Here is a 21,348-nt window from a genome sequence, read left to right as displayed (position 1 = left end):
CTCAGTCGATTGCCTGCAACTTCGCATCGCGCGCCACGCGCACCCACTTCGCCGCTTCGTTCTGGAAGAACAGCGCGAATTGCGCCGGCGTGTCGGGCGCGACCGGAACGAAACCTTGGTCGATCAGCTTGCGCTGCAGGTCGGGCGAATGCACCGCTTTCACCGATGCCGCGGCCAGCACGTCGATCACGGCCTTGGGCGTGCCGGCCGGCGCGAACAGGCCGAACCAGCCGTTGAAGTCGTAACCCGCCACGCCCGCCTCGGCGACGGTGGGCAGTTCGGGCGCCGCCGGCGAGCGCTTCGCGGTGCTGACCGCGAGCGCGCGCAGCTTGCCGGCCCTGACCTGCGGCAAGGCCGAGGTCTGGAACATGAACATCAGGTCGACATTGCCCGACAGCAGGTCGGGCAGCGCCTGCGAGTCCGCCTTGTAGGGCACGTGGGTCATGTCGGTGCCGGCCAGCAGCTTGAAGAGCTCGGCGGCCAAGTGGCTGCTGGTGCCGATGCCCGACGAAGCGAAGGTCAGCCGGCCGGGCTTCGCCTTCGCGTAGGCCACCAGCTCGCTGATGTTCCTGATCGGCAACGCCGGGTTCACGACCACGACCATCGGCACACCGCAGCACTGGCTGACGGGCACCAGATCCTTGACCGGATCGAAGCTCATCTTCTTCAGCAGGGCCGGGTTGCTCGCCAGGCTCGTGGCGGCCATCACCAGCGTGTAGCCGTCGGCCGGCGACCGTACGGCCGCTTCGGCGCCGATGTTGCCGCCGGCACCTCCCTTGTTGTCGATCAGCACCCGCTGGCCCAGCAGTTCGCCGAGCTTGTCGCCGACCAACCGGCCGATCTGGTCGCCGGTGCCGCCCGCGCTGTAGGGCACGACCAGCCGGATGATCTTGTTCGGGTAGTTGTCTTGCGCGCGCAGGTCCGGACTCGGCGCGAACGCGAGCGACGTGGCGAGCACGCAAGTGAGCAGATTTTTCATGAGGGAGTCTCCGAAGAGGTGTCGCCGTCGGCTTCGTACTCGCCCGCCACCAGCTTGCGGCGCAACACCTTGCCGACCGGCGACTTGGGGATCTCGCGCACGAACACGTATTCGCGCGGGCGCTTGAAGTTCACGAGGTCTGAGACGCGGCAATGCGCGTCGAGCGCCTCGGCCGCCACCGGCGTGCGGGTCTTGACGAAGGCCACGACCTTCTGGCCCCAGCGGGGGTCGGGCAGGCCGGCCACGGCCACCTCGTCGACGGCCGCGTGCAGCGACAGCACCGACTCGATGTCGACCGGCGAGATGTTTTCGCCGCCGCTGATGATCATGTCGTCGACACGGCCGGTGACGAACAGGTCGCCGTCGGCGTCGACATAGCCCATGTCGCCTGTGAAGTACCAGCCGCCGTGCAGGCTCTTCGCATTCGCGTCGGGGCGGCGGTGGTAGCCCTCGAAGGCTTCGTCGCCCAACAGGTCGGCAATGATCTGGCCTTCTTCACCGGGCGCGGCCAACTGGCCGGGGTCGGTGCTGTCCAGCTTCACCACACGCAGCCGCGTGTTCAGCCCGGCGCGGCCGGCGCTGCCGGGCTTGGCCACGGCACGCTGGTTGATGCTGAAGGTGTAGACCTCGCTGCTGCCGTAATGGTTGACGAACAGTTCGGGGTGGAAGGCCTGGTCCAGGCGCTGCAGCAGCGCGTCGTGCATCGGCGCACCGGCAAAGCCCAGCTTGCGCACGCTTGTGATGTCGGTGGCCGCGAACTGCGGGTGGGCCAGCAGGTCGTGGTAGAGCGTGGGTACCAGATAGAGGTGGGTGACCCCTTCGTCCTCGATCGCGGCCAGTGCCTGGCGGGCGTCGAAGCGCGGGATGCAGACGAAGCGGCCGTCGACCAGCGCCAGCGCCAGCAGGCTGCGCACACCCATGGTGTGATACAGCGGCATCACGCCCAGGGTGCATTCTGCGTCGCCATAGCGGTTCTGCGCGACATGGGCCAGGGCGGCGGCACGTTCGACGCGGTGGCGGCGCGGCACACCCTTGGGCTTGCCGGTGGTGCCGCTGGTGTAGAGCATCAGCGACAGATCTTCGGCGCTGGCAACGGGCGTTGGGTCGGCGGGCGCGGCCAGCCAGTCCTCGAACTGCAGCTGCGCGCTTGCGACCGCGCCCACGCCGATGCGCAGCACCGTGCGCGCGTGCTCGCTCTGGGCCACGGCAGCATCGACCACGGCCTCCCAGACGACGGCGCGGGCGCCGCTGTCGACCAGGCAGTAGTCGATCTCGTCGCCCTTGGCACGCCAGTTCAGCGGCGTCACGACGATGCCGGCAAACTGGCAGGCCCAGTGCAGCGCCGCCATCTCCCAGCGGTTCTGCAGCACCACCAGCAGGTGGTCGCCCGCGCGCAGGCCGGCGGCCGCCAGCCCGCGCTGCACGGCACCGACGGTGCGCGCCCATAACGCGTAGCTGAAGCGGCGTTCGCCGTCGACGATGGCCGTGCGGCCCGGCGAGCGTTCGACGCTCTGCAGCAGGGTGCGGCCGAGGTCAAACATGGCCGGCCTTCGTGGCCAGCGCCGCGGCGCGGGCCTGGGCGACATCGAGGATGGCGGCGACGATGGGCGTGTAGCCGGTGCAGCGGCACAGATGGCCCGACAACATCTCGCGCAACTGCGCCTCGCTGGGCTGCGGCACACGCTGCAGCCAGTCGGCCGCGCTCATCAGGATGCCGGCGCTGCAGAAGCCGCACTGCAGCGCATGGTGGCGCTTGAAGGCGGCCTGCAGGTCGCCCAGCGTGTCGCTGTCGCCGCCGCTACCGTTACCGCCACCGGTCTCCGCTGCCAGGCCTTCGATGGTCTGCACATGGCAACCGTCGACCTGCATGGCCAGCATCAGGCAGGCGCGCTGCGCGACACCGTCGACGCGCACGGTGCAGGCGCCGCAGACGCCGTGTTCGCAGCCCACATGCGTGCCGGTCAGGCCGAGTTCGTGGCGCAGGAAATCGCTGAGCAGCTGGCGCGGTTCGGTGGTGGCGCGCCGCGGCAGGCCGTTCAGCAACAGCTGCACGGGGTGGGCGCGGTCGCGAGTGAGCACATTCATGCCGGGGTTCCTGCGGAGGGGTGGGTGAGGCGGCGGCTGCGGTCGGCCAGGGCCTGCACGGCGACGCGCCGGCCCAGCTGGCGCACCAGCTGGCGGCGCAGCGCGGCGCTGGCCTGGGGTTCGTCGCGGGCCTGCAGCTGCCAGGCGAAATGATTCAGCGCGTCGGCCAGCGCGTCGCCCTGCAGCAGCGGGAAGTTGCGCGCCACGGGCCGGTCGGCGACACCGCCGACGGCGATGCGCAGCTGCTGGCCGTCGGCCACCGCGGCGACGGCGCAGACGGCGAAGTCGCCATGGCGCACCGAGAACTCCTCGAAACCGAAGCCCTGGCCCGGCCGCGCGAGCGGGAAGGACACGGCCTCGACCAGTTCGTCGGCGCGGCGCGTGGTCTGCAGCATGCCGGTGAAGAAGTCCTCGGCCGCCACGCGGCGGCTGGCGCGCGCGCTCTTCAGCAGCACCTCGCCCTGCAGCGCCAGCAGGCACAGCGGCAGCTCGGCCGACGGGTCGGCGTGGGCGATGCTGCCGGCCACCGTGCCGCGGTTGCGCACCTGGAAATGCGAGATGTGCGGGAAGGCCAGCTGCAGCAGCGGCAGTTCCTGCGCCAGGCCCGGCCGCCATTCGAGCGCGGCCTGGGTGACGGCAGCGCCGACCTGCAAGGCGCCCTTCGCCACACGCAGCTGCTGCAGCGGGGCACAGCGCGAGATGTCGAGCAGCCGCTGCGGCTGTGCCAGCCGCATGTTCAGCACCGCCATCAGGCTTTGCCCGCCGGCCAGGATGCGCGCGTCTTCGCCCATCTGCGCCAGCACGGCGCAGGCTTCGTCGGCACTGGCGATGCGCTGGTAGTCGAAGGCGGCCGGTTTCATTTCGCCACCCCCAGCCAGTGCAGCAGGCGTTGCCAGAAGCTGCGCGCCGCGGGCTGCGCCGCGTCGCCACCCACGGCCTGCCGCCCGAGCGATTCGAACAGCTGCGCCAGCACGATGCGCGCCGCGCCTTCGAGCATGCGGCTGCCCACCGCCGCGACCTTGCCGCCGACCTGGGCGGCATAGTCGTAGTGCAGCCGCGTGCCGCTGGCCGTGGCTTCCAGCCGCACGACACCACTGCCGGAACCCGTGCCCAGCGTCGACTGGCCGTCACCGGCCAGCCGCAGCGAACGTGGCGCGTGAATCTCGCTGAGCGCGATGCGCGCGGCGTAGCGCGCCTTCACCAGACCGACCCCGACGGTGACGTCGGCGCGGTACTGGTTGGCTCCGGTGCTGACGAGCGCATGGCAGCCGGGAATCACGCGCGCCAGCGCCGTGGGGTCGAGCAGCACCGCAAACACGCGCTCGGGTGGCGCGGCGATGTCGACATGGCCACGCGCCTGCAGGGCCAGGCCGCCGGAAACGGCCGGTGCCGGTGCCGCGGCCATCGCGGCTGCCATCGCGGCCGGGGGTGCGGGTTCCTCGGCACCGATCAGCGCCAGCACGCGTGAAGGTGTCAGCGGCAGGCGGATGTCGGCCACGTCCTTGAGCGGCCGCAGCGCGTCGGCGAAGGCGTTGGCGATGCACACCGGCGTGCTCATGTTGTTGCCTTCGCCGATGCCCTTGGCGCCCAGCGGCGTGTAGGGGCTGGGTGTCTGCAGGTGCACGATCACCGGGTCGGGCACTTCGCAGGCGGTAGGCACCAGGTAGTCGGCGAAGGTGCCGCTCTGGAAGCCGCCGTCGGCGCCGTAGCGGAACTCCTCCATCAGCGCTGCGCCCAGGCCCTGCGCGAAGGCGCCGCGGATCTGCCCGTCGGCCATGCCCGGGTGCAGGATGCGGCCGGCATCGTGGCCGGTGATGTAGCGGTCGACCGTGACGCGGCCGGTGGCGGGGTCGACGTCCAGGCCGCAGATGTCGAAGACGAAGCCGTAACAGGCACTGGTGTTGACGCGGTCCTGCGCGTCGGGGGCGGTCAGCGTCGGCGGCGTCCAGAACGCGGTCTCGCGCAGGCCGGGTTCCACGCCTTCAGGCAGCAGCGCCGGTGCCCAGTGCGGGCCCGCCGCCATGCGGCTGAAGGCCAGGGCACGCGCCGGCTGCGCGCGGTCGAAGACCTTGCCGCCTTCGAAAACAACGGCCTCGGCAGCGCAGCCGAACTGCGCCGCCGCGATGCGCATTAGCTTGTCGCGCAGCCGAATCGCTGCCAGGTGCACGGTGCCGGCCACGGCACCTGCAAAGCGGCTGCTGTAGTTGCCGGCAGCCACGCTCCAGGCGTCCTTCGCGGTGTCGAAGTCGACGCTCACGGCCACCTGCTCGGGCTGCAGCCCGAAGACGTCGGCCACCACCTGCGCGCACACGGTGATGTGGCCCTGCCCGGCCGGCGCCGAGGCGACGACGACGTTCAGGCCGCCGAGCAGGTCGATGCCGACGGTGGCGCTGGCGATGGCGCCGTTTTTCGGCCCGGCCTTGGCGCGCTGCTCGGCCGTCAGCACGGTGCTGATGTAGCCCATGTTCGACACCGAGGGCTCGACGATGGCCGCCACGCCGATGCCGTACAGCCGCCCGGCCGCGCGGGCCTGCGCCTGGCGCTGCTGCAGGCCTTCACGCAGCGCCGCGGCCTGCGCCAGTTCGGCCAGGAGCGCGTAGTCACCGGAATCGAGCACGGCGCCCGCTGCCGCGTGGTACGGGAACTGCGCGGCCTGCACAAAGTTGCGCTGGCGCAGGGCGATGGCGTCCATGCCCAGTTCGACGGCGATGCGGTCCATCAGCCGCTCCAGCGCGTAGTAGACCTGCGGCCCGCCGAAACCGCGCACCAGGCCGGTGGGGGTCTTGCTCGTCAGCACGACGCGGTTGCGCACGGCGATGTGCTTGATGTCGTAGGCCCCGCTCAGCGCACCGTGCATGCGGTAGAAGGTGGCCGGCTCGGGCGCACGCAGGTAGGCGCCGACGTCGTCGCGCTGGTCCCAGCGCAGCGCGGTGATGCGGCCGTCGGCCTGCACCGCGGCTTCGATGTGCGTCAGCCGCGCGGTGGCCGAGGTCGCCGCGGCCAGGTGTTCGAGCCGGTCCTCGACCCACTTCACCGGCGCGCCGCCAGCCTTCTTCGAGGCCAGGCACATCAGCACCACGTAGGGCAGCACGGCCTGCTTCACCCCGAAGCTGCCGCCGCTGTCGCGCGGCAGCTTGTGGCGCAGCTTGTTGGCCGCCACGCCCAGCGCCAGCGCCATCACCGAATGCAGGCTGAACGGGCCCATGAAGTTGCTGGTGACTTCATAGCCCTCGCCGCCGGCCAGGCATTCGGCGATGACAACAGCGCCTTCGATGGGCGTGCAGCTGTTGCGCGGGTAGTGCACCGTCAGCGCGACGCGACGGTCTGCCGCGGCGAAGGCGGCGTCGGGGTCGCCGTAGCAGAAGCTGCGGTCGCTGACGACGTTGCTGCCCACGGCCTCGTGCAGCACGGCGGCGCCGGCATCGCAGGCGGCTTCGATGTCCACCACCGCCGGCAGGGCCTCGTAGTCGGCGCGCAGCAGGTCGAGCGCGTCTTCGGCGATGTAGCGGTCCTGCGCGACGACCACGGCCACGGGTTCGCCGGCATAACGCACCTTGTCGACCGCGAGCACGAAGTGCTGCATGGCCGCCTTCACGCCGACCACGAAGGGCTGCTGCCAGTGCTGCACGTCCTGCCCGGTCAGCACCGCATGCACGCCCGGCAGGGCCAGCGCCGCGGCCGTGTCCACCCCCAGCAGCCGGGCATGGGCATGCGGGCTGCGCAGCACCGCGGCGTGCAGCGTGCCCGGGGTCGTGCCCAGGTCGTCGCCGAAGCGGCCGCGGCCGGTCAGCAGCGCGGCGTCTTCATGGCGCGGTGCGGACTGGCCGAGGTGCGGCTTGGGCAGGGCCTGTTGCAGGCCCGGGTCGGTGTGCAAGAACGGTCTCCGGTGTGTCGATCTGCGGTGTGGTGCAGTCTCGACAGCACGGGGCCCGCGGCGTTAACGCGATCGTCCGGTGAAGATCCGGATCGTCTGGCGGCTTACCCAATCGTCTGACGACCTGCGTGCTGCATCGCAGCAGTTCAGATCATTCAAGGGCAAACCCGGAGCCTCTGGCGGGGCGGCCACGCGCCCGGCTCGGCGGCCGACACGCGCCCCGGTTCAGATCACCGGCGCGGGCGGTACGGCGTCGCTCTTGGGCGGCTCGAACAGGTTGACCACGCGCCGGTAGTCGCTGGGCGTGATGCCCAGGTGCTGGCGGAAGAAGCGGGAAAAGTGGCCCGGCGCCGAAAAACCCAGGCCGTGGGCGACATCACCCACCGACGCCTGCGTCTGCGTCAGCCGCTGCACGGCGGCCTCGAAGCGCAGCACATTGGCGTAGACCAGGGGCGTGACCTGGGTGTCGCGCTGGAACAGCGCGAAGAAGTGCGCGCGCGACAGGCCGGCCTGCGCGGCCAGGCTGTCCATGTCGAGTTCGCGGCCCACGTCCTGGCGCATCAGCGTGATCGCCTGGCGGATACGCGGGTCGGTGGCTACCGGTGGCTTGCTGCGCAGCAGGCTCACGAGGTCGCGCCAGCCCGAATAGCCCTCGACCACCGAGATGATCAGGTTGAACAGCAATTGTTCCAGGCGACTGGGCGAAACCTCGTCGGCCCACCACAGCTCGAGCACGAATTCCTCGGTGATCTTGCGCGTGGCCGCCGTCACGCGCACGCAGCTCTGCGGAAAGAAACGCGGGTGGCCCGACATCGCCAGCGAGCGCTGGATTTCGGCGAGCCAGTTCGGTTCGATATACAGCGCCAGGATCAGCGTGCGCTCACCCGGCGGCACCGGATGGGTGTAGGCATGGTGTTCCCAGGCGTTGACGAGCACGACACTGTCGTTGGTCAGCGGCGCGGTTTCGCCGCGCACGCTGAAGGCGCTGTCGGCACCGCCCGCCTTCAACAGGATGTGGCAATGATGGTGCGCGTGACCCACCAGAGGCGCGCTCATGTCGAGCAGAGCGACACGGCCGAAGCGGCCCTGGAAGATCTTGATGGCGTTGGACACGCGAAAGCAGCGAAGCGCTAGGCGGACGCGGCCGTCGCGGCCGGACCGGTATTCGTTCGATCGGGAAGGGCGGTCATGGCCGGGGCTCCGTCGCGCCCCAAAATGGCGCACGCAGTCATGGTAAGCCGATGGCATGCTGGGCCGCCACGGGATGATCCCTTGCGGGCCTGCAGACTGGTCACTGCACTCTACGCGGCAATTGCTCGCGACGCATCGCAGCCTCGTTCAAGACTTGCGCACGTGCCGCGGTGGGGCCGCACTCGGGTGGACGGGCTCATGTGCCGCAGCCCGGAGTCCGATGCCCGTGGTCGTTGGGGGCCGATTGACCGTCGATCTGCCCGCGCTAAGGCGCGTACTTGGCTGCACTGCCTAGCCCACCGCACTGGGCCAGGAGCCGGCTGCCAAGTCTCAGGACAAAGGAGGACGGGCCGACCGCCGGAGGTCACCAACGACCGCTCCGTAGGCGCGAAACGCGAAGAATCCCGGCCCGCCGTCGGGCAGCTTTGGAGCGGGCCGGCGGGCCGGTATGGGTCGGGAGTGTCATTTCGGGGCTGAAGACAGCGGTCGTTCGGGTGCCCTCAAGAGTCCTCAGTGCTCGCGACAGAGGCTGCACATCCTTGATCGGTCGTCGATCAGGCGCGACTGACGAGAAGCTGATGACTGCTGCGCGGCAGACACCGTGCATAGAGGCTGCAGGGACGAACGACCGTAACCGCTGCAGAGCGGCCGCCCGTCACGTTGGCGAGCAGGGCCAAAGGAGAGAACGTGCGATCCCCGGCAGTCCTCAAGACCCGTCGCGTTTGGTCGGAGCAACCAACCTCATGCTGCCACCAGCGCCGGGCCGCGATGCAGCAGCGACACGATGTCCGGCAGCGCCGCTTCGGTGGCGCGCCGGCCGGCCTCCACCAGCGCCGGCATGGCGGCCGTGTCGAACAGCCCCACGCGCTGCCGCAACTGCGGCTCGATGCGCAGCAGGCGCTGGCCGCTGGCACGGGCCTCGGCCAGTCGGGCCTGCATCAGATTGTTGAGGAGCGAGGACGACACCTGCGCCAGCAGCCGGCTGGGGCGGTCGATGCGCTGGGGCATCGGCGCCGGAAAGCCCAGCGCCAGCACCGCATCGGCGTCGGCCGCGGCGCTCACGGGCAGCGGGTCGGTCAGGCAGCCGTCCACCAGGCGGCGGCCGTCGATCATCACCGGGGCAAACATGAAAGGCAGCGCAAAGCTGGCCCTCAGCGCCTGCACCACGCTGCCGCTGCGCAGCACCGCGCGCTCGCCAGTGGCCGCATCGGTGGCGACCACCCGCATCGGCAACGGCAATTCGTTCAGCTGGAGGCTGCCGAAGGCCTGGCCCAGGCGCTGCATCACCCGGTGGTCGTGGCGCATCGCGAAGTCGGCGTCGAAGCGGCCCAGGCGCGGCCACAACATCTGCGGCAGCGCACGCCAGCGTCGCTGGGTGGCGACCTCGGGCGACCACAGCGTGGTGGCGATGCGCACAGCCTCGTCGGCGCCATGGCCGGCAGCGATCAGCGCGCCGAAGATCGTGCCCGTGCTGCAGCCCACCACCAGGTCGGGCCGCAGGCCGTGCTGCATGAGCACTTGCACCATGCCCAGGGCGGCGATGCTGCGCACGCCGCCACTGCCTACGGCGATGGCGAACCTCGGGTGGGGGGAGGCGTTCATGATGGAAGGTCGATGAAGTGGGAAGTCGGGCCGCGGCAGGCACGCAGGCCGGCCCACACGGCTTCGTCGAACGGCTCGCAGCTGAACAGCATGTCGTCGAAGCCGCCTTCCACCAGTTCGAACACGGCGTCGATCAGGTTCAGCGCCTGCTGGCGCAGGCTCTCGTCCAGCACCACAGTGGCCAGCGCCTCGGCGCTGCCACCGGGCCGCGGGCGTTCACGGAAGAGTTCCCATTGGGCAAGTACGGGCTGTGCGGGCCGCGGGTCAGTGGGTTCGCACTCGCAGAGCTTGGACAGGTAGGCACAGAGCATCTCGCACGACTGCTCCATCGCACGCAACACGGCCGGCCGGACAGCATCGTTGGCCAGCCAGACCAGGTGCACGAGCCGGTGCGACAACGGGCGCCACGTCACGGCACTTTCGCAGGAGCCGCACTCGACCACCGGAACGAGCCTGGCCAGCATGGCTGCCATGGCGATCAGCGCATCTTGCCGCTGCGCAGTCTCGATGCCGCCACGGCGCAGGCGCACGAGCATCGGATGCCTGGCCAGCAGACGCTTGTTGTCATCGATGTAGTCGAGTACGGTCTTCATGCAGAAGCTCACCTTCGTCTGCGTGGCGATTCGGGCCGCTGATGCAACCCGTCCTGCCTGGTACCACGCAGTGCCGGGGCGTACGCGGACACTGCTGTGGTGCGGGCCGCTGCTCCGCGGCGGGGAGCAAGCGGCCGAGCCCGGCCGCGTCAACGCGGTACGAAGAAGGTCGAGCGTTCGCGTTGGACGGCAGATGGGCCGGAGGGCGCGACCCCGGCCGCTGCGAGCGAAGCCACTTCGAACACCACCGGCGTTGACGTGCCCAGCAGCGGCTGGGCCTCGCGCCGAGGCAGGCGCAGGCTCACCACCAGGGACGCGACGCTGGCCGGCCCAGCGCTGGCTTGCGGCGCCGAGACCGCCAGGCCGTCGATGCCGCCGACGCTCACCCGGTAGGTCTGCGGCGCCTCGGTGCGATTCATGATCTGGATCCGGTAGACGTTCTCGACCGCACCGTCGTCGACGATGCGCGCCAGTGCCCCACGGTCCTTGACGACGTCGAACTTGAACGGGCTGCGCAGCGCCACGCTGGCGGCGAACGCGACGCTGGCGGCGCCCAGCACCGCGGCGTAGACCAGCACGCGCGGGCGCAGGGCGCGCTTGAACATCTGCAGGCGCGTCCAGCCGTTGACGACGCCGTTCTCGGTCGAGTAGCGGATCAGGCCCTTGGCATAGCCCATCTTGTCCATCACGTCGTCGCACACGTCGATGCAGGCGGCGCAGCCGATGCACTCGTTCTGCAGGCCGTCGCGGATGTCGATGCCGGTGGGGCAGACCTGAACGCACAGCGTGCAGTCGATGCAGTCGCCCATGCCCTGCGCCGCCGGGCTGGCCTTGCGCGAGCGCGAGCCGCGCGGTTCGCCGCGCGCGCTGTCGTAGGTGATGATCAACGAGTCCTTGTCGATCAGCGCACTCTGGAAGCGTGCATAGGGGCACATGTACTTGCACATCTGCTCGCGCAGGTAGCCCGCGTTGCCATAGGTGGCGGCGCCGTAGAAGAGGATCCAGAACAGGTTCCAGGGCGACACGCCGAGCTCTGGCAAGGCGGCAGCGAGTTCGCGGATCGGCGTGAAGTAGCCGACGAAGCTGAATCCGGTGAACAGGGCGATGGCCAGCCAGGCCGCCTGTTTGGCGCTCTTGCGCGCGAGTTTGCCGGCGCCCCACGGTGCCTGGTCCAGGCGCATGCGGGCGATGCGGTCGCCTTCGATGCGGCGCTCCACCCACATGAAGATCTCCGTGTACACCGTCTGCGGGCAGGTGTAGCCGCACCACAGGCGGCCGGCCACGGCGGTGAACAGGAACAGGGCCAGGGCCGAGAGCACGAGCAGCGCGGCCAGGAAGATCAGGTCCTGCGGGTACAGCACCAGCCCGAGGATGTAGAAGCGCTGCGCCTCGAGGTCGAACAGCACCGCCTGGCGGCCGCCCCACTGCATCCAGGGCAGGCCGTAGAACAGCAGCTGCGTGAGCCAGACGAAAGTCCAGCGCCAGCCCGCGAACCAGCCCTTCACCGCCCGCGGATAGATGTCGGGCTGCTTCTGGTACATCGAGACGAACTGCATGCCGTCGTCCGCCGCGCTCGGGGCGGGCTGGATCGGGATGACGGGGCGGGGCGGGTCGGTGCGTCGCATCACCGCTTCAACTCGCCGAGCTTCGATTCGATCTTGGCCCACTCGTCGGCATCCGGCAGTGCCAGCTTCGCCTTCGTGATGGGCTTCCATTGCCGCGACAGTTCGGCATTGAGTGCGGTGAAGCTCTGCTGGTGGCTCGGCACGTCTTCCTCCGCATAGATCGCGTTCACCGGGCACTCCGGCACGCAGACGGCGCAGTCGATGCACTCGGCCGGGTCGATGACGAGGAAGTTCGGCCCTTCGCGGAAGGCATCGACCGGACAGACGTCCACGCAGTCGGTGTACTTGCAGCGGATGCAGGCCTCGGTCACGACGAACGTCACGAGCTGTTCTCCAGTCGATCGTTAAAGATGCAAAGGCTATGCATCTTAAACAGACTCGGCGTTAAAAGCAATAAACTACATGCATCTTCAGGGGTGACCATGCGCCTGTCCGAATACACCGACTACACCCTGCGCGTGCTGATGTACTGCGCCACCCACCGGGATCGACTGGTCACCATCGCCGAACTGGCCGAGCACCACGGCTTGTCGAAGAACCACCTGATGAAGGTGGTCAACGACCTGGCGCACCGGGGCCTGATCGAGACCACACGGGGGCGCGGCGGCGGCCTGCGGCTGCTGGCGGAACCCGAGACCATCCGCATCGGCGACGTCGTCCGTGCGACGGAGACCGATTTCCGCCTCGTCGAGTGCTTCGATCCCGGCACCAACGCGTGCACGCTGTCGCCGAGCTGCCGCCTCAAGAAGCTGTTCCGCGATGCGCTGCAGGGCTACTTCGAGGCACTGGACGGCGCGACTCTGGCGGACATGACCCTGGGCATGCCGGCGGCGCCCAGGCATCGCGGGCGGCCCTGACCCACGCCACGGCCCGGCGGCCAGGTGGACCGGGCGAACGCGACCTCGCCCGCTTCACGCCGAACGCAGTGGCCGGGTGACGGCGCCGGTCAGGACGAGACTTTGCGCGCGTCCACGTCGATGTGAACCGCGTCGCTGTCGAGCAGGGCGGTCGCGGCGCGTGCGAAGTCCTGGCGCAGTGTCGCGTCGGCCTCGAAGCCTCGCGCGCCGATCGCTTCCGCGAGCACGATGAGCTTGTCCTTCGTCAAGACCTTGCCGAGCGGCCGCAGCGGCTCGCACTCGTACTCGTTGAAGCGCTCGTCGAGCCAGCGGCGCGCGTTCTCGACGGCGTCGGGTGCGCTGCCCTCCGGAGGGCGGCAGATGACTTCGGTCGGGCCGAAGGACAGGCGGACGGACGCTCGCATGGTGGCAGGGTGAATGCTGGGATGGCCCCAGTCTACGCAGTCCGCCGGCTCAGGGCAAAGCCGATTCGCGCACCAGCTCGGCCCCGATGCGCAACACGTCGTCGACCAGCGCCTGCGCGTGCGGCATCTCGCTGCGTGCGCCGACGAAGCAGGGCCGCAGCGCCAGGGCGCCGTTCACGCGCGTCGTGCTGGGCATGTTGCGGTTCTCGCGCGTCAGACGCCGATGCAGGCGCTGGTTCAGACCGTCGAGGTCGCGCACCTCGGGCGACACGTAGCGGAAGCAGCAGATCGACAGCGTGGGCTCCTGCAGCAGCTCCAGATTCGGGTGCGCGCGCGCTACCCTCGCGATGTGCGTCGCCATGTCGTTGTGGCGCCGGATGCGCTGCGTCATGCCCGACACGCCGATCTCGCGGATCAGGGCCCAGACCACCACGCCGCGGCTCGGCGCACTCAGTTCGACGCCAAAGTCGTAGTAGGGAACGCCCATGTCGTCCATCGAGTGCTCGATGCGCGCTGCCTCGTCGTCGGGCCGTTGCATGCTGCCCTCCAGGTAGGCGGCCGGCTCCTGCGTGAAGGCGCGACGCAGCAGCTCGCGGTCGCGCACGAAGGTGACTGCCACGCCCACGGCGGCGCCGAGCCACTTGTGCGGATCGACGATGACCGAGTCGGCCAGCCCCAGGCCTTCGTAGAGCGGCGCCACCCGATCGTCCAGCCGGCCCGGCAGGCCATAGGCGCCGTCGACATGGAACCAGACGCCGTTCTCCCGCGCGATCTCGCCGAGGCTGCGCAAGGGGTCGATGGCGCCGGTGTTGGTGGTGCCGGCGCTGGCGACGATGGCCATCGGCAACACGCCGGCGCGCCGGTCTTCGGCCATCGCGCGGCACAGCGCATCCACCCGCATGCGGCCGCGCTCGTCGCAGGCGATCGCCCGCACCGCCCGGCGGCCCAGGCCCAGCACGCCGGCCGAGCGCTGGATCGTGTGGTGGGCTTCGGTGGTGGCATAGACGGCGACGCTGCGGTCCATGCCGTCGGCCGCCGGGTCGCGGCCGAGCCGCTCGAAGGCGCTCTGCCGCGCCGCGCCCAGCGCCAGCAGGTTGGCCACCGAACCGCCGCTGCTGTAGACGCCTTGCATCGACACCAGCCCGAACATGTCCGCCAACCAGCGCAGGGAAAGCTCCTCGAGGAAGTTGAAGGCGGTGTGCCCGTAGCGCTGCGGCGAGGCAATGCCCGCCGCGGTGGCGGCCAGCGCGGCGGCCGTGGTGCCGCCGGTGGTGATGAAGGCGCTGAATCCCGGCCGGGGCACCGACGAGCCGTTCGGCACGACATGCCGCAGCAACTCGTCGGCCACTGCATCGATGCCGATGCCCGTGCGCGGCAGGGCGATGTCGAGATGCTCGCGCCAGCGCCGGCCCGGATGCAGGGCGTCGGGGTGTTCGAACTTCAGGAAATCGTCGAGCCCGGCGCCGAGCTGCGAGAGCAAGGGCTGCAGCCGGCCCGTCTCGGCAGGATCAGTGGGCATCTCGAACTCCGGCATGGGGTGCTTTGGAAAGGTGGCCGAGCGACGAGGACACGAAGTCGACGAATGCACGCACGCGCGCGGCGAGCTGGTGGCGCTGCGGATACACCGCATGGATGTCGGAATCGGGCGTGTGGAACTGCGGCAGCACCTGCACCAGCCGGCCATTCTTCAGGTAGCGCTCGATGTCCCACTCGGCTCGCATCAGGATGCCGTGGCCGTCGAGCGCCCAGTTGACCGCGATCTCCCCGTCGTTCGTGGCCAACATGCCGCGTGTCTTGACGGCTTCGGTCGTCGCGTTCCGCCCGCGTCCGCTGGTCAGGCGCCACACCCCGTAGGCCTCTTCACCCTGCCGGATGCCGATGCAGTGGTGCCGGGTCAGGTCGTTGGGCACCTTGGGCGTGCCGTGTCGGGCCAGATAGGCCGGCGCCGCGCACAAGAGCCGGCGATTCGGCGCGATGTACCGCCACGACGCGCGGGCGTCGGGCGGCGCGCCGAAGCGGATGCAGACGTCGAAGGCGTCGTCCGTCAGCGGCGGCGGGTTCACCGACAACTGCAACTGCACCTCCACTTGCGCATGCTTGCGAACGAAGCGTGAGATCAGCGGCGCCACGTGGCTGCGGCCGAAACCCAGTGTCGCATTGACCCTCAGCAGGCCTTTCGGCGTGGCCTTGGAGACACCGAGCAACTGCTCCATGTCGTCGATCTCGCCGAGGATGCGGCGGGCGTGCTCCAGATACAGCTCGCCTTCGGGCGTCAGGCTCATCCGCCGCGTGGTGCGGTTGACGAGCGACAGGCCCACCCGCGACTCCATCAGCGCGAGGTGCTTGCTGACGGCGGGCGTGGTGATGCCGAGTTCACGCGCGGCAGCGCTCAGGCTGCCCGCGCTCGCCAGGGCCGAGAAGAACCCGAGATCTGCAGGTTGAATGCCATTGGACATGGAGGCGCCGCCCGGTTTCGATTGTTGAACTCAGGTAAACAATGGATTCACTCTAGCCGTGCACGGCAAGGCTGTCCATTTCCTACAGTCGGCTCGACGCCTGAGCATCGAGACGGAGACAAGCCATGAAGACCTACACGATCGCCACCATCCCCGGCGACGGCATCGGCAAGGAAGTCGTTCCCGCCGGCCAGCAGGTGCTGGAGGCGCTCGCCAGCTCGAGCAGCCGATTCCGCTTCGAGTTCGAGAACTTCGACTGGGGCGGCGACTACTACCGGGTGCACGGCATGATGATGCCGGCCGACGGCCTGGAGGCGCTGCGCCACAAGGACGCGATCCTGTTCGGCTCGGCCGGCGACCCGCACATCCCCGACCACATCACGCTGTGGGGCTTGCGCCTGAAGATCTGCCAGGGCTTCGACCAGTACGCCAACGTGCGCCCGACACGCATCCTGCCGGGCATCGACGGCCCGCTCAAGCGCTGCGGGCCCGATGACCTGAACTGGGTCATCGTGCGCGAGAACTCCGAGGGCGAATACGCCGGTGTGGGCGGTCGCGTGCACCAGGGCCACCCCATCGAAGCTGCCACCGATGTGTCGATGATGACCCGCGCTGGCGTCGAACGCATCATGCGATTCGCGTTCAGGCTGGCCCGATCGCGGCCCCGCAAGCTGCTGACGGTGATCACCAAGAGCAATGCCCAGCGCCATGCGATGGTGATGTGGGACGAGATCGCGCTGCAGATCGCCGCCGAGTTCCCGGATGTGCGCTGGGACAAGGAACTGGTCGACGCAGCGACCGCCCGAATGGTGAACCGCCCCTCGACGCTGGACACCATCGTCGCCACCAACCTGCATGCCGACATCCTCAGCGACCTGGCCGCGGCGCTTGCCGGCAGCCTGGGTATCGCACCGACCGGCAACATCGACCCGGAGCGCCGCTATCCCTCGATGTTCGAGCCGATCCACGGCTCGGCTTTCGACATCATGGGCAAGGGGCTCGCCAACCCGGTGGGCACCTTCTGGTCCGTCGTGATGCTGCTCGAGCATCTCGGCGAGGCCGACGCGGCCAGCCGGGTGATGAAAGCCATCGAGCAGGTGACCGCCGACCCGACGCTGCACACCCGCGACCTCGGCGGGCAGGCCACGACGGCCCAGGTCACGCAGGCGGTGTGCGCACTACTGACCGCCTCGACGCAGCGCCAGGCAGCGTAAGAAGAACCACCGGAGACCCACATGAAGTTCATCCACCAACCCGATCGTCGGCGTCTGCTCCAGTCCGTCGCACTTGCCGCTGCGATGTCCGCCACCGGCGCCATGGCCCAGGCCTGGCCGAACAAGCCGATCAGCCTGATCGTTCCGTTCCCGGCCGGGGGCACCACCGACGTGCTGGCCCGCGCGCTGGCGGAGAAGCTGACGCTGAGCCTCGGCCAGACCGTGATCGTCGAGAGCAAGCCGGGCGCGGGTGCCACGCTCGGCGCAGACTACGTGGCCAAGGCCAGGCCCGACGGCTACACGCTCCTGGTCGGCGCGGTGCACCACACCATCGCCTCCAGTGTCTACAAGAAGCTGCCCTACGACTTCCAGAAGGACCTGGCACCGATCACCACGATCGCGCTGGTGCCGAACGTGCTGGTCGTGAACGCGAGCACTCCGGTCAACAACGTGGCCGAACTGGTCGCGCTGCTCAAGGCCAAGCCTGGCGCCTACAACTACGGCTCCAACGGCAACGGTACGGCACAGCATCTGATCGGGACGCAGTTCGAGAACATGACCGGCACGGACTTCAGCCACATTCCCTACAAGGGCAGCGGGCCGCTGGCGACCGACCTGCTCGGCGGCCAGATCACGATGTCGTTCGACACCGTCACGCCGGTGCTCCCGCACATCAAGGCCGGCAAGCTGCGGGCGCTGGCCGTCACCACGGCCAAACGTTCTTCAGCGCTGCCCGACGTGCCGACGCTCGACGAAGCCGGGCTCAAGGGCTTCAACATCGGCACCTGGTTCGGCGTGCTTGCTCCGGTGGCCACGCCGAAGGACGTGCTGGCCCGGCTGAACACCGAGATGGTGAAGGTCATCCAGTCGCCCGAGTTCCGCAAGCGCATGGACGAAATCGGCGCCGAAGCCATCGGCGACAGCGCCGAGCACATGGCGCAGCAGATCAGGAGCGAGACCGAGAAGTTCGCGAAGCTGGTCAAGGATGCCAAGGTGACGATCGAATGATCGTCGTCCCGCCCCGCCCCTTTCAAGCCCGGATGCGCCGCGCCTCGAGGTAGAAGCGCTTCTCGTCGGCCTCGCCCATCGAGAAGCTCTTGCGCGGCAGCGGGCCGTGCCGCGCCACGCGGCCGATCAGCTCGCTCTTGCCCAGCGTGGCCAGGTGCAGCCCGGCGTTGCCCTGCACGCCGGCCAGTTGCGCCAGCGTGTCGTCGCCGTGCACGTAGTCGACCTCGTGCGCGCCGCCCTGGGCCAGCAGGGCATCGACGAAGCCCTGGAAGGTGGCCACGTCCAGCTGCGCGGCCGGCATGCCGGACACCACCACCAGCGCGTGGCGGCCGCCCGGCTGCACCAGCCCGGCGGCATGTTCGCTGCGCGGCAGCGCCGCCAGTGCGACGCGCATCGAGGCCGCATCGGGCTGGTCGACGATGCGCACCCGCTCGCCGAAGTGCGCTGCCAGCGCCTCGCGGATCTCGCCATTCACCCCGGTCAGCAGGCGGTGGATGGGAGAGAACTCCAGCGCGGCGTCGTGGATGTTCTCCACCTCCACCAGCGCCCAGCGCGCCGGGTGGTCGGGCCCGACGCCGGCCTTCATGCGGTCCCAGCAGGCCTTGGCAGTGGCCAGCGAATGGTTGCCGTCGCCCATGGCAAAGAGCATCGGCGGCGTGTCGGGCGGCAGGCCATGCCGCGCGGCGAAGGCGGCGCCGTCGCCGAGTGCCTGCAGCGCCTGCATCACCTGGCCATGCGCGGGCCCATCCAGTGCGAGGCCGGCCACGCGGCCACCGCCGAGCATCAGCGGCGTGTCGTACAGCGGCGCGAGGCGCGCGGGTTGCGCCGCCAGCGGCTCGATGACCGTGCGCTGCGGGTCGTCGATCAGCACGAGGATGTGCGGCAGCTCCAGCTCGGCGCCCTGGCGCACCTCGACGCGCGGCGCGATGCGCTCGACGATGGTGCCCTCGGTGGGGCGGATCAGGCTGGCCGAGGCGGGCGAGAAGTCGTAGTGCTCCAGATCCAGCTCCAGCATCAGGCCGCGGCGCACGCGACCGTCGGGCAGGCTGCGCTCCACCAGCACCGCGCCGGCATGCTCGCGCAGCAGGCCTTCGGCCAAGTAGCGCCGCATCGTTGCCTGGATGCGCGCGATGCGCTCGGGCTTGTCGGCGCTGGCGAGGAAGACCTCCGGATAGATCATGTGCAGCGTCGACGGCGCATCGCCGACCTGGCCCGCCACGCGTTCCCAGTAGCCGGGTTCGCTGGTGTACTGGTCGCAGGCGATGACGCTCCAGCGCTGCAGGTCGATGCCACTGCGCGGGAGCAGCAGGCGAGGGGGGCGGAAGCAGAGCGGGCTGGTCATGGGCGCCATCATGCCGCAGCCCGCGACGGCTACTTCTGCGCCGCCCCGGACCGCGCGCTGAACGCCCCGCGCACTAGGGCCTGCGACTGCGGGCTGTCCCACTCGCGCGCACCGTAGACCTTGTCGACGACGCGGCCCTGCGCGTCGACCAGCACCGTCAGCGGCAGGCGCGAGGCGCCGAGCAGCGTCTCCAGCTGCAGCTTGCGGTCGATGAAGTGGCTGATGGTCGCGTTGGTGGATTTGAGCAGCTGCAGCGCCCGCTCCGGATAGTCGTCCGTCGAGATGCCGATCACGGCAAACGGCACCGGGTGCTCCAGCCAGGCGAGCCGCTCGAGCGAGGCCATTTCCGCGCGGCAAGGCGCGCACCAGCTGGCCCAGACGTTGATGAGCAGCGGCCGGCCGCGGTAGTCGGAGAGCCTGCGGGTCGGCCCGTTCAGGCCGGTCATCGTCGCGTCCTGCAGCGGCTGGCCCACCTTCACTTCGGCGGGCAGCTTCTCGGCGCCCTGCGCCAGTGCGGCCCAGGGCGACAAGGCCCCGGCAGAAAGCGCCAGCATGGCCGATCGGCGCGAGCAATCCGTCATCGATCAGGTCCCGCAGAAGGTCTGGTAGCCGGCCTGCGCCTCGGCCGGTGCCGGCTCGGCATAGAGCGCGTGTTCCGGCCGCTCGTCGAAGGGCTGGCGCAGCGCCTCGAGCAGGCGTTCGAAGGGCGCGAGGTCACCGTCGGTCGCCGCGGCCAGGGCTGCCTCGACACGGTGGTTGCGCGGGATCAGCCACGGGCTGGCGCGGCGCATGCGCGCGGCGCGCTCGGCCGCACCGGGACCGCCGGCCGCGTCGTCGCGCGTGCAGCGCTCGCGCCAGCGTGTCAGCCAGGTGTCGAGCGCCGCGCGGTCGGCGAACAGGTCGCGCAGCGGCGCGTCGCGGCCTTCGGCCGCATCGGCCAGGCGCCGCCAGCCGAGCGTGAAGTCGACCGACTGCGCGAGCAGCAGTGCGAGCCAGTCGTCGACGAGCGTGGTGTCTTGCGCGTCGTCGGCTGCCGAGGCGGCGAACAGGCCCAGCTTGCCGCGCTGGCCGCGCAGCAGCGCGGCGGCGAAGAGTCCGGGAAAAGCATCGATCACCGCGGTGGCCTGCGCCACCGCGCGCTGGATGGCGCTCTCGTCATCGGCCTCGGCCATCAGCGGCAGCAGCGTCTCGGCCAGGCGTGCGAGGTTCCAGCGTGCGATGTGCGGCTGGTTGCCGTAGGCATAACGCCCGCCGTGGTCGATGCTGCTGAACACCGTCTGCGGGTCGTAGGCCTCCATGAAGGCGCAGGGGCCGTAGTCGATCGTCTCGCCGGAGATCGTCATGTTGTCGGTGTTCATCACGCCGTGGATGAAGCCCACGTTCATCCACTGCGCGATCAGCACCGCCTGGCGCTGCGCGACGGCCTGCAGCAGCGCGAGGTAGCGGTCGGGCGCACCGGCGAGCGCGGGGTCGTGGCGCGCGATCGTGTAGTCGGCGAGCTGGCGCAGCCGATCCACCTCGCCCTTGGCGAGGAAGTACTGGAAGGTGCCGACGCGCAGGTGGCTCTCGGCCACGCGGGTGAGCACCGCGCCGGGCAGCGGCAGCTCGCGGCGCACCGTCTCGCCGGTGGCGGCCACGGCCAGTGCGCGCGTGCTCGGGATGCCCAGCGCATGCATCGCCTCGCCGATCAGCACCTCGCGCAGCATCGGGCCGACGGCGGCCTTGCCATCACCGCCGCGCGAGAAGGGCGTGCGGCCCGAGCCCTTGAAGGCGATGTCACGTCGCCGGCCGTCGCGGTCGATCAGCTCGCCGAGAAGCAGCGCGCGGCCGTCGCCGAGCTGCGGCGAGAAGCCGCCGAACTGGTGCCCGGCGTAGGCCTGCGCGATCGGTTCGGCGCCTTCGGGCAGCGCGTTGCCGGCGAACAGGCTCGCGCCCGTTTCACCACGCAGGGCTGAGGCATCGAGCCCCAGCTCGGCGGCGAGCGCTTCGTTGAGGAAGAGCAGCCGCGGTGCCGGCACCGTCGCTGGCTGCCAAGCCGTGTAGAAGCCGGGCAGCTCGCGGGCGTAGCTGTTGTCGAAGGCGAATCGGGTCATGGGGGGCGGGTCAGCGCGAAGGGTC

19 protein-coding genes are annotated in these 21,348 nt (G+C 69.9%); 3 read left to right on the top strand and 16 right to left on the bottom strand.

Features of this window, described 5'->3' with window-relative positions:
- Position 1 precedes the first annotated feature (1 nt).
- The 10 genes from HZ992_RS18645 to fdxA all read right to left on the bottom strand — a co-directional run bounded on the left by HZ992_RS18645 (position 2) and on the right by fdxA (position 12,272).
- Positions 2-979, bottom strand: coding sequence for a tripartite tricarboxylate transporter substrate binding protein (locus tag HZ992_RS18645; protein WP_209383314.1), 978 nt, complete (start codon positions 977-979; stop codon positions 2-4).
- Positions 976-2,520: an AMP-binding protein gene (locus HZ992_RS18640; protein ID WP_209383313.1), complete on the bottom strand. Its 1,545-nt coding sequence runs from the start codon at positions 2,518-2,520 to the stop codon at positions 976-978. The genes HZ992_RS18645 and HZ992_RS18640 overlap by 4 nt, the downstream gene beginning before the upstream one ends.
- Positions 2,513-3,064 (bottom strand): (2Fe-2S)-binding protein, encoded by a 552-nt coding sequence (locus HZ992_RS18635; RefSeq protein WP_209383312.1) that lies wholly within the window; start codon positions 3,062-3,064, stop codon positions 2,513-2,515. The genes HZ992_RS18640 and HZ992_RS18635 overlap by 8 nt, the downstream gene beginning before the upstream one ends.
- Positions 3,061-3,924 (bottom strand): FAD binding domain-containing protein, encoded by an 864-nt coding sequence (locus HZ992_RS18630; protein WP_209383311.1) that lies wholly within the window; start codon positions 3,922-3,924, stop codon positions 3,061-3,063. Before HZ992_RS18630 ends, HZ992_RS18635 begins: the two co-directional genes overlap by 4 nt.
- Positions 3,921-6,938 carry a xanthine dehydrogenase family protein molybdopterin-binding subunit gene (locus HZ992_RS18625; protein WP_209383310.1) on the bottom strand — a complete coding sequence of 1,006 codons (3,018 nt, stop codon included), beginning with the start codon at positions 6,936-6,938 and terminating at the stop codon, positions 3,921-3,923. Before HZ992_RS18625 ends, HZ992_RS18630 begins: the two co-directional genes overlap by 4 nt.
- Positions 6,939-7,163: 225 nt before the next feature.
- Positions 7,164-8,051, bottom strand: coding sequence for an AraC family transcriptional regulator (locus tag HZ992_RS18620; RefSeq protein ID WP_209383309.1), 888 nt, complete (start codon positions 8,049-8,051; stop codon positions 7,164-7,166).
- An 819-nt stretch (positions 8,052-8,870) separates the two neighbouring features.
- Complete coding sequence (locus HZ992_RS18615) at positions 8,871-9,731, bottom strand: patatin-like phospholipase family protein (RefSeq protein WP_209383308.1); 861 nt, start codon at positions 9,729-9,731, stop codon at positions 8,871-8,873.
- On the bottom strand, positions 9,728-10,324 hold the full coding sequence (locus tag HZ992_RS18610) for a hypothetical protein (RefSeq protein WP_209383307.1): 597 nt from the start codon (positions 10,322-10,324) through the stop codon (positions 9,728-9,730). The genes HZ992_RS18615 and HZ992_RS18610 overlap by 4 nt, the downstream gene beginning before the upstream one ends.
- 149 nt (positions 10,325-10,473) lie before the next feature.
- Positions 10,474-11,949, bottom strand: a complete 1,476-nt coding sequence (gene ccoG / locus HZ992_RS18605) for a cytochrome c oxidase accessory protein CcoG (RefSeq protein ID WP_209383306.1) — start codon at positions 11,947-11,949, stop codon at positions 10,474-10,476.
- Positions 11,949-12,272, bottom strand: a complete 324-nt coding sequence (gene fdxA / locus HZ992_RS18600) for a ferredoxin FdxA (protein ID WP_209383305.1) — start codon at positions 12,270-12,272, stop codon at positions 11,949-11,951. The genes ccoG and fdxA overlap by 1 nt, the downstream gene beginning before the upstream one ends.
- Before the next feature lie 99 nt (positions 12,273-12,371).
- Between fdxA and HZ992_RS18595 the strand changes: the two genes are divergently transcribed.
- Positions 12,372-12,806: an RrF2 family transcriptional regulator gene (locus HZ992_RS18595; protein ID WP_209383304.1), complete on the top strand. Its 435-nt coding sequence runs from the start codon at positions 12,372-12,374 to the stop codon at positions 12,804-12,806.
- An 89-nt stretch (positions 12,807-12,895) separates the two neighbouring features.
- Here the strand turns inward: HZ992_RS18595 and HZ992_RS18590 are convergent, their stop codons facing one another.
- From HZ992_RS18590 to HZ992_RS18580, 3 genes are read right to left on the bottom strand one after another with little or no spacing between them, the layout of a single operon-like run.
- Positions 12,896-13,210: a hypothetical protein gene (locus HZ992_RS18590; RefSeq protein ID WP_209383303.1), complete on the bottom strand. Its 315-nt coding sequence runs from the start codon at positions 13,208-13,210 to the stop codon at positions 12,896-12,898.
- A gap of 49 nt (positions 13,211-13,259) precedes the next feature.
- On the bottom strand, positions 13,260-14,729 hold the full coding sequence (locus tag HZ992_RS18585; RefSeq protein ID WP_209383302.1) for a pyridoxal phosphate-dependent decarboxylase family protein: 1,470 nt from the start codon (positions 14,727-14,729) through the stop codon (positions 13,260-13,262).
- Positions 14,719-15,666, bottom strand: coding sequence for a LysR family transcriptional regulator (locus HZ992_RS18580; protein ID WP_209383301.1), 948 nt, complete (start codon positions 15,664-15,666; stop codon positions 14,719-14,721). Before HZ992_RS18580 ends, HZ992_RS18585 begins: the two co-directional genes overlap by 11 nt.
- 125 nt (positions 15,667-15,791) lie before the next feature.
- Between HZ992_RS18580 and HZ992_RS18575 the strand changes: the two genes are divergently transcribed.
- Positions 15,792-16,880, top strand: a complete 1,089-nt coding sequence (locus HZ992_RS18575) for a tartrate dehydrogenase (RefSeq protein WP_209383300.1) — start codon at positions 15,792-15,794, stop codon at positions 16,878-16,880.
- 21 nt (positions 16,881-16,901) lie between these two features.
- A complete protein-coding gene (locus HZ992_RS18570; protein WP_209383299.1) occupies positions 16,902-17,888 on the top strand; it encodes a Bug family tripartite tricarboxylate transporter substrate binding protein in 987 nt (328 codons plus the stop codon).
- A gap of 22 nt (positions 17,889-17,910) precedes the next feature.
- On the opposite strand, the gene HZ992_RS18565 is transcribed toward HZ992_RS18570, so the two are convergent.
- The 3 genes from HZ992_RS18565 to HZ992_RS18555 are packed head-to-tail and all read right to left on the bottom strand — an operon-like array spanning position 17,911 to position 21,323.
- Positions 17,911-19,230, bottom strand: coding sequence for a DUF1015 domain-containing protein (locus HZ992_RS18565; protein ID WP_209383298.1), 1,320 nt, complete (start codon positions 19,228-19,230; stop codon positions 17,911-17,913).
- A gap of 29 nt (positions 19,231-19,259) precedes the next feature.
- Complete coding sequence (locus HZ992_RS18560) at positions 19,260-19,784, bottom strand: TlpA family protein disulfide reductase (protein WP_209383297.1); 525 nt, start codon at positions 19,782-19,784, stop codon at positions 19,260-19,262.
- 30 nt (positions 19,785-19,814) lie between these two features.
- Positions 19,815-21,323 carry a protein adenylyltransferase SelO gene (locus HZ992_RS18555; protein WP_209383296.1) on the bottom strand — a complete coding sequence of 503 codons (1,509 nt, stop codon included), beginning with the start codon at positions 21,321-21,323 and terminating at the stop codon, positions 19,815-19,817.
- Between the last annotated feature and the right edge of the window lie 25 nt (positions 21,324-21,348).

Origin of the sequence: Rhizobacter sp. AJA081-3, assembly GCF_017795745.1 — a bacterium.
Classification (GTDB): Bacteria; Pseudomonadota; Gammaproteobacteria; order Burkholderiales; family Burkholderiaceae_C; genus Piscinibacter.
This window is presented reverse-complemented; position numbering and strand designations above follow the sequence as displayed.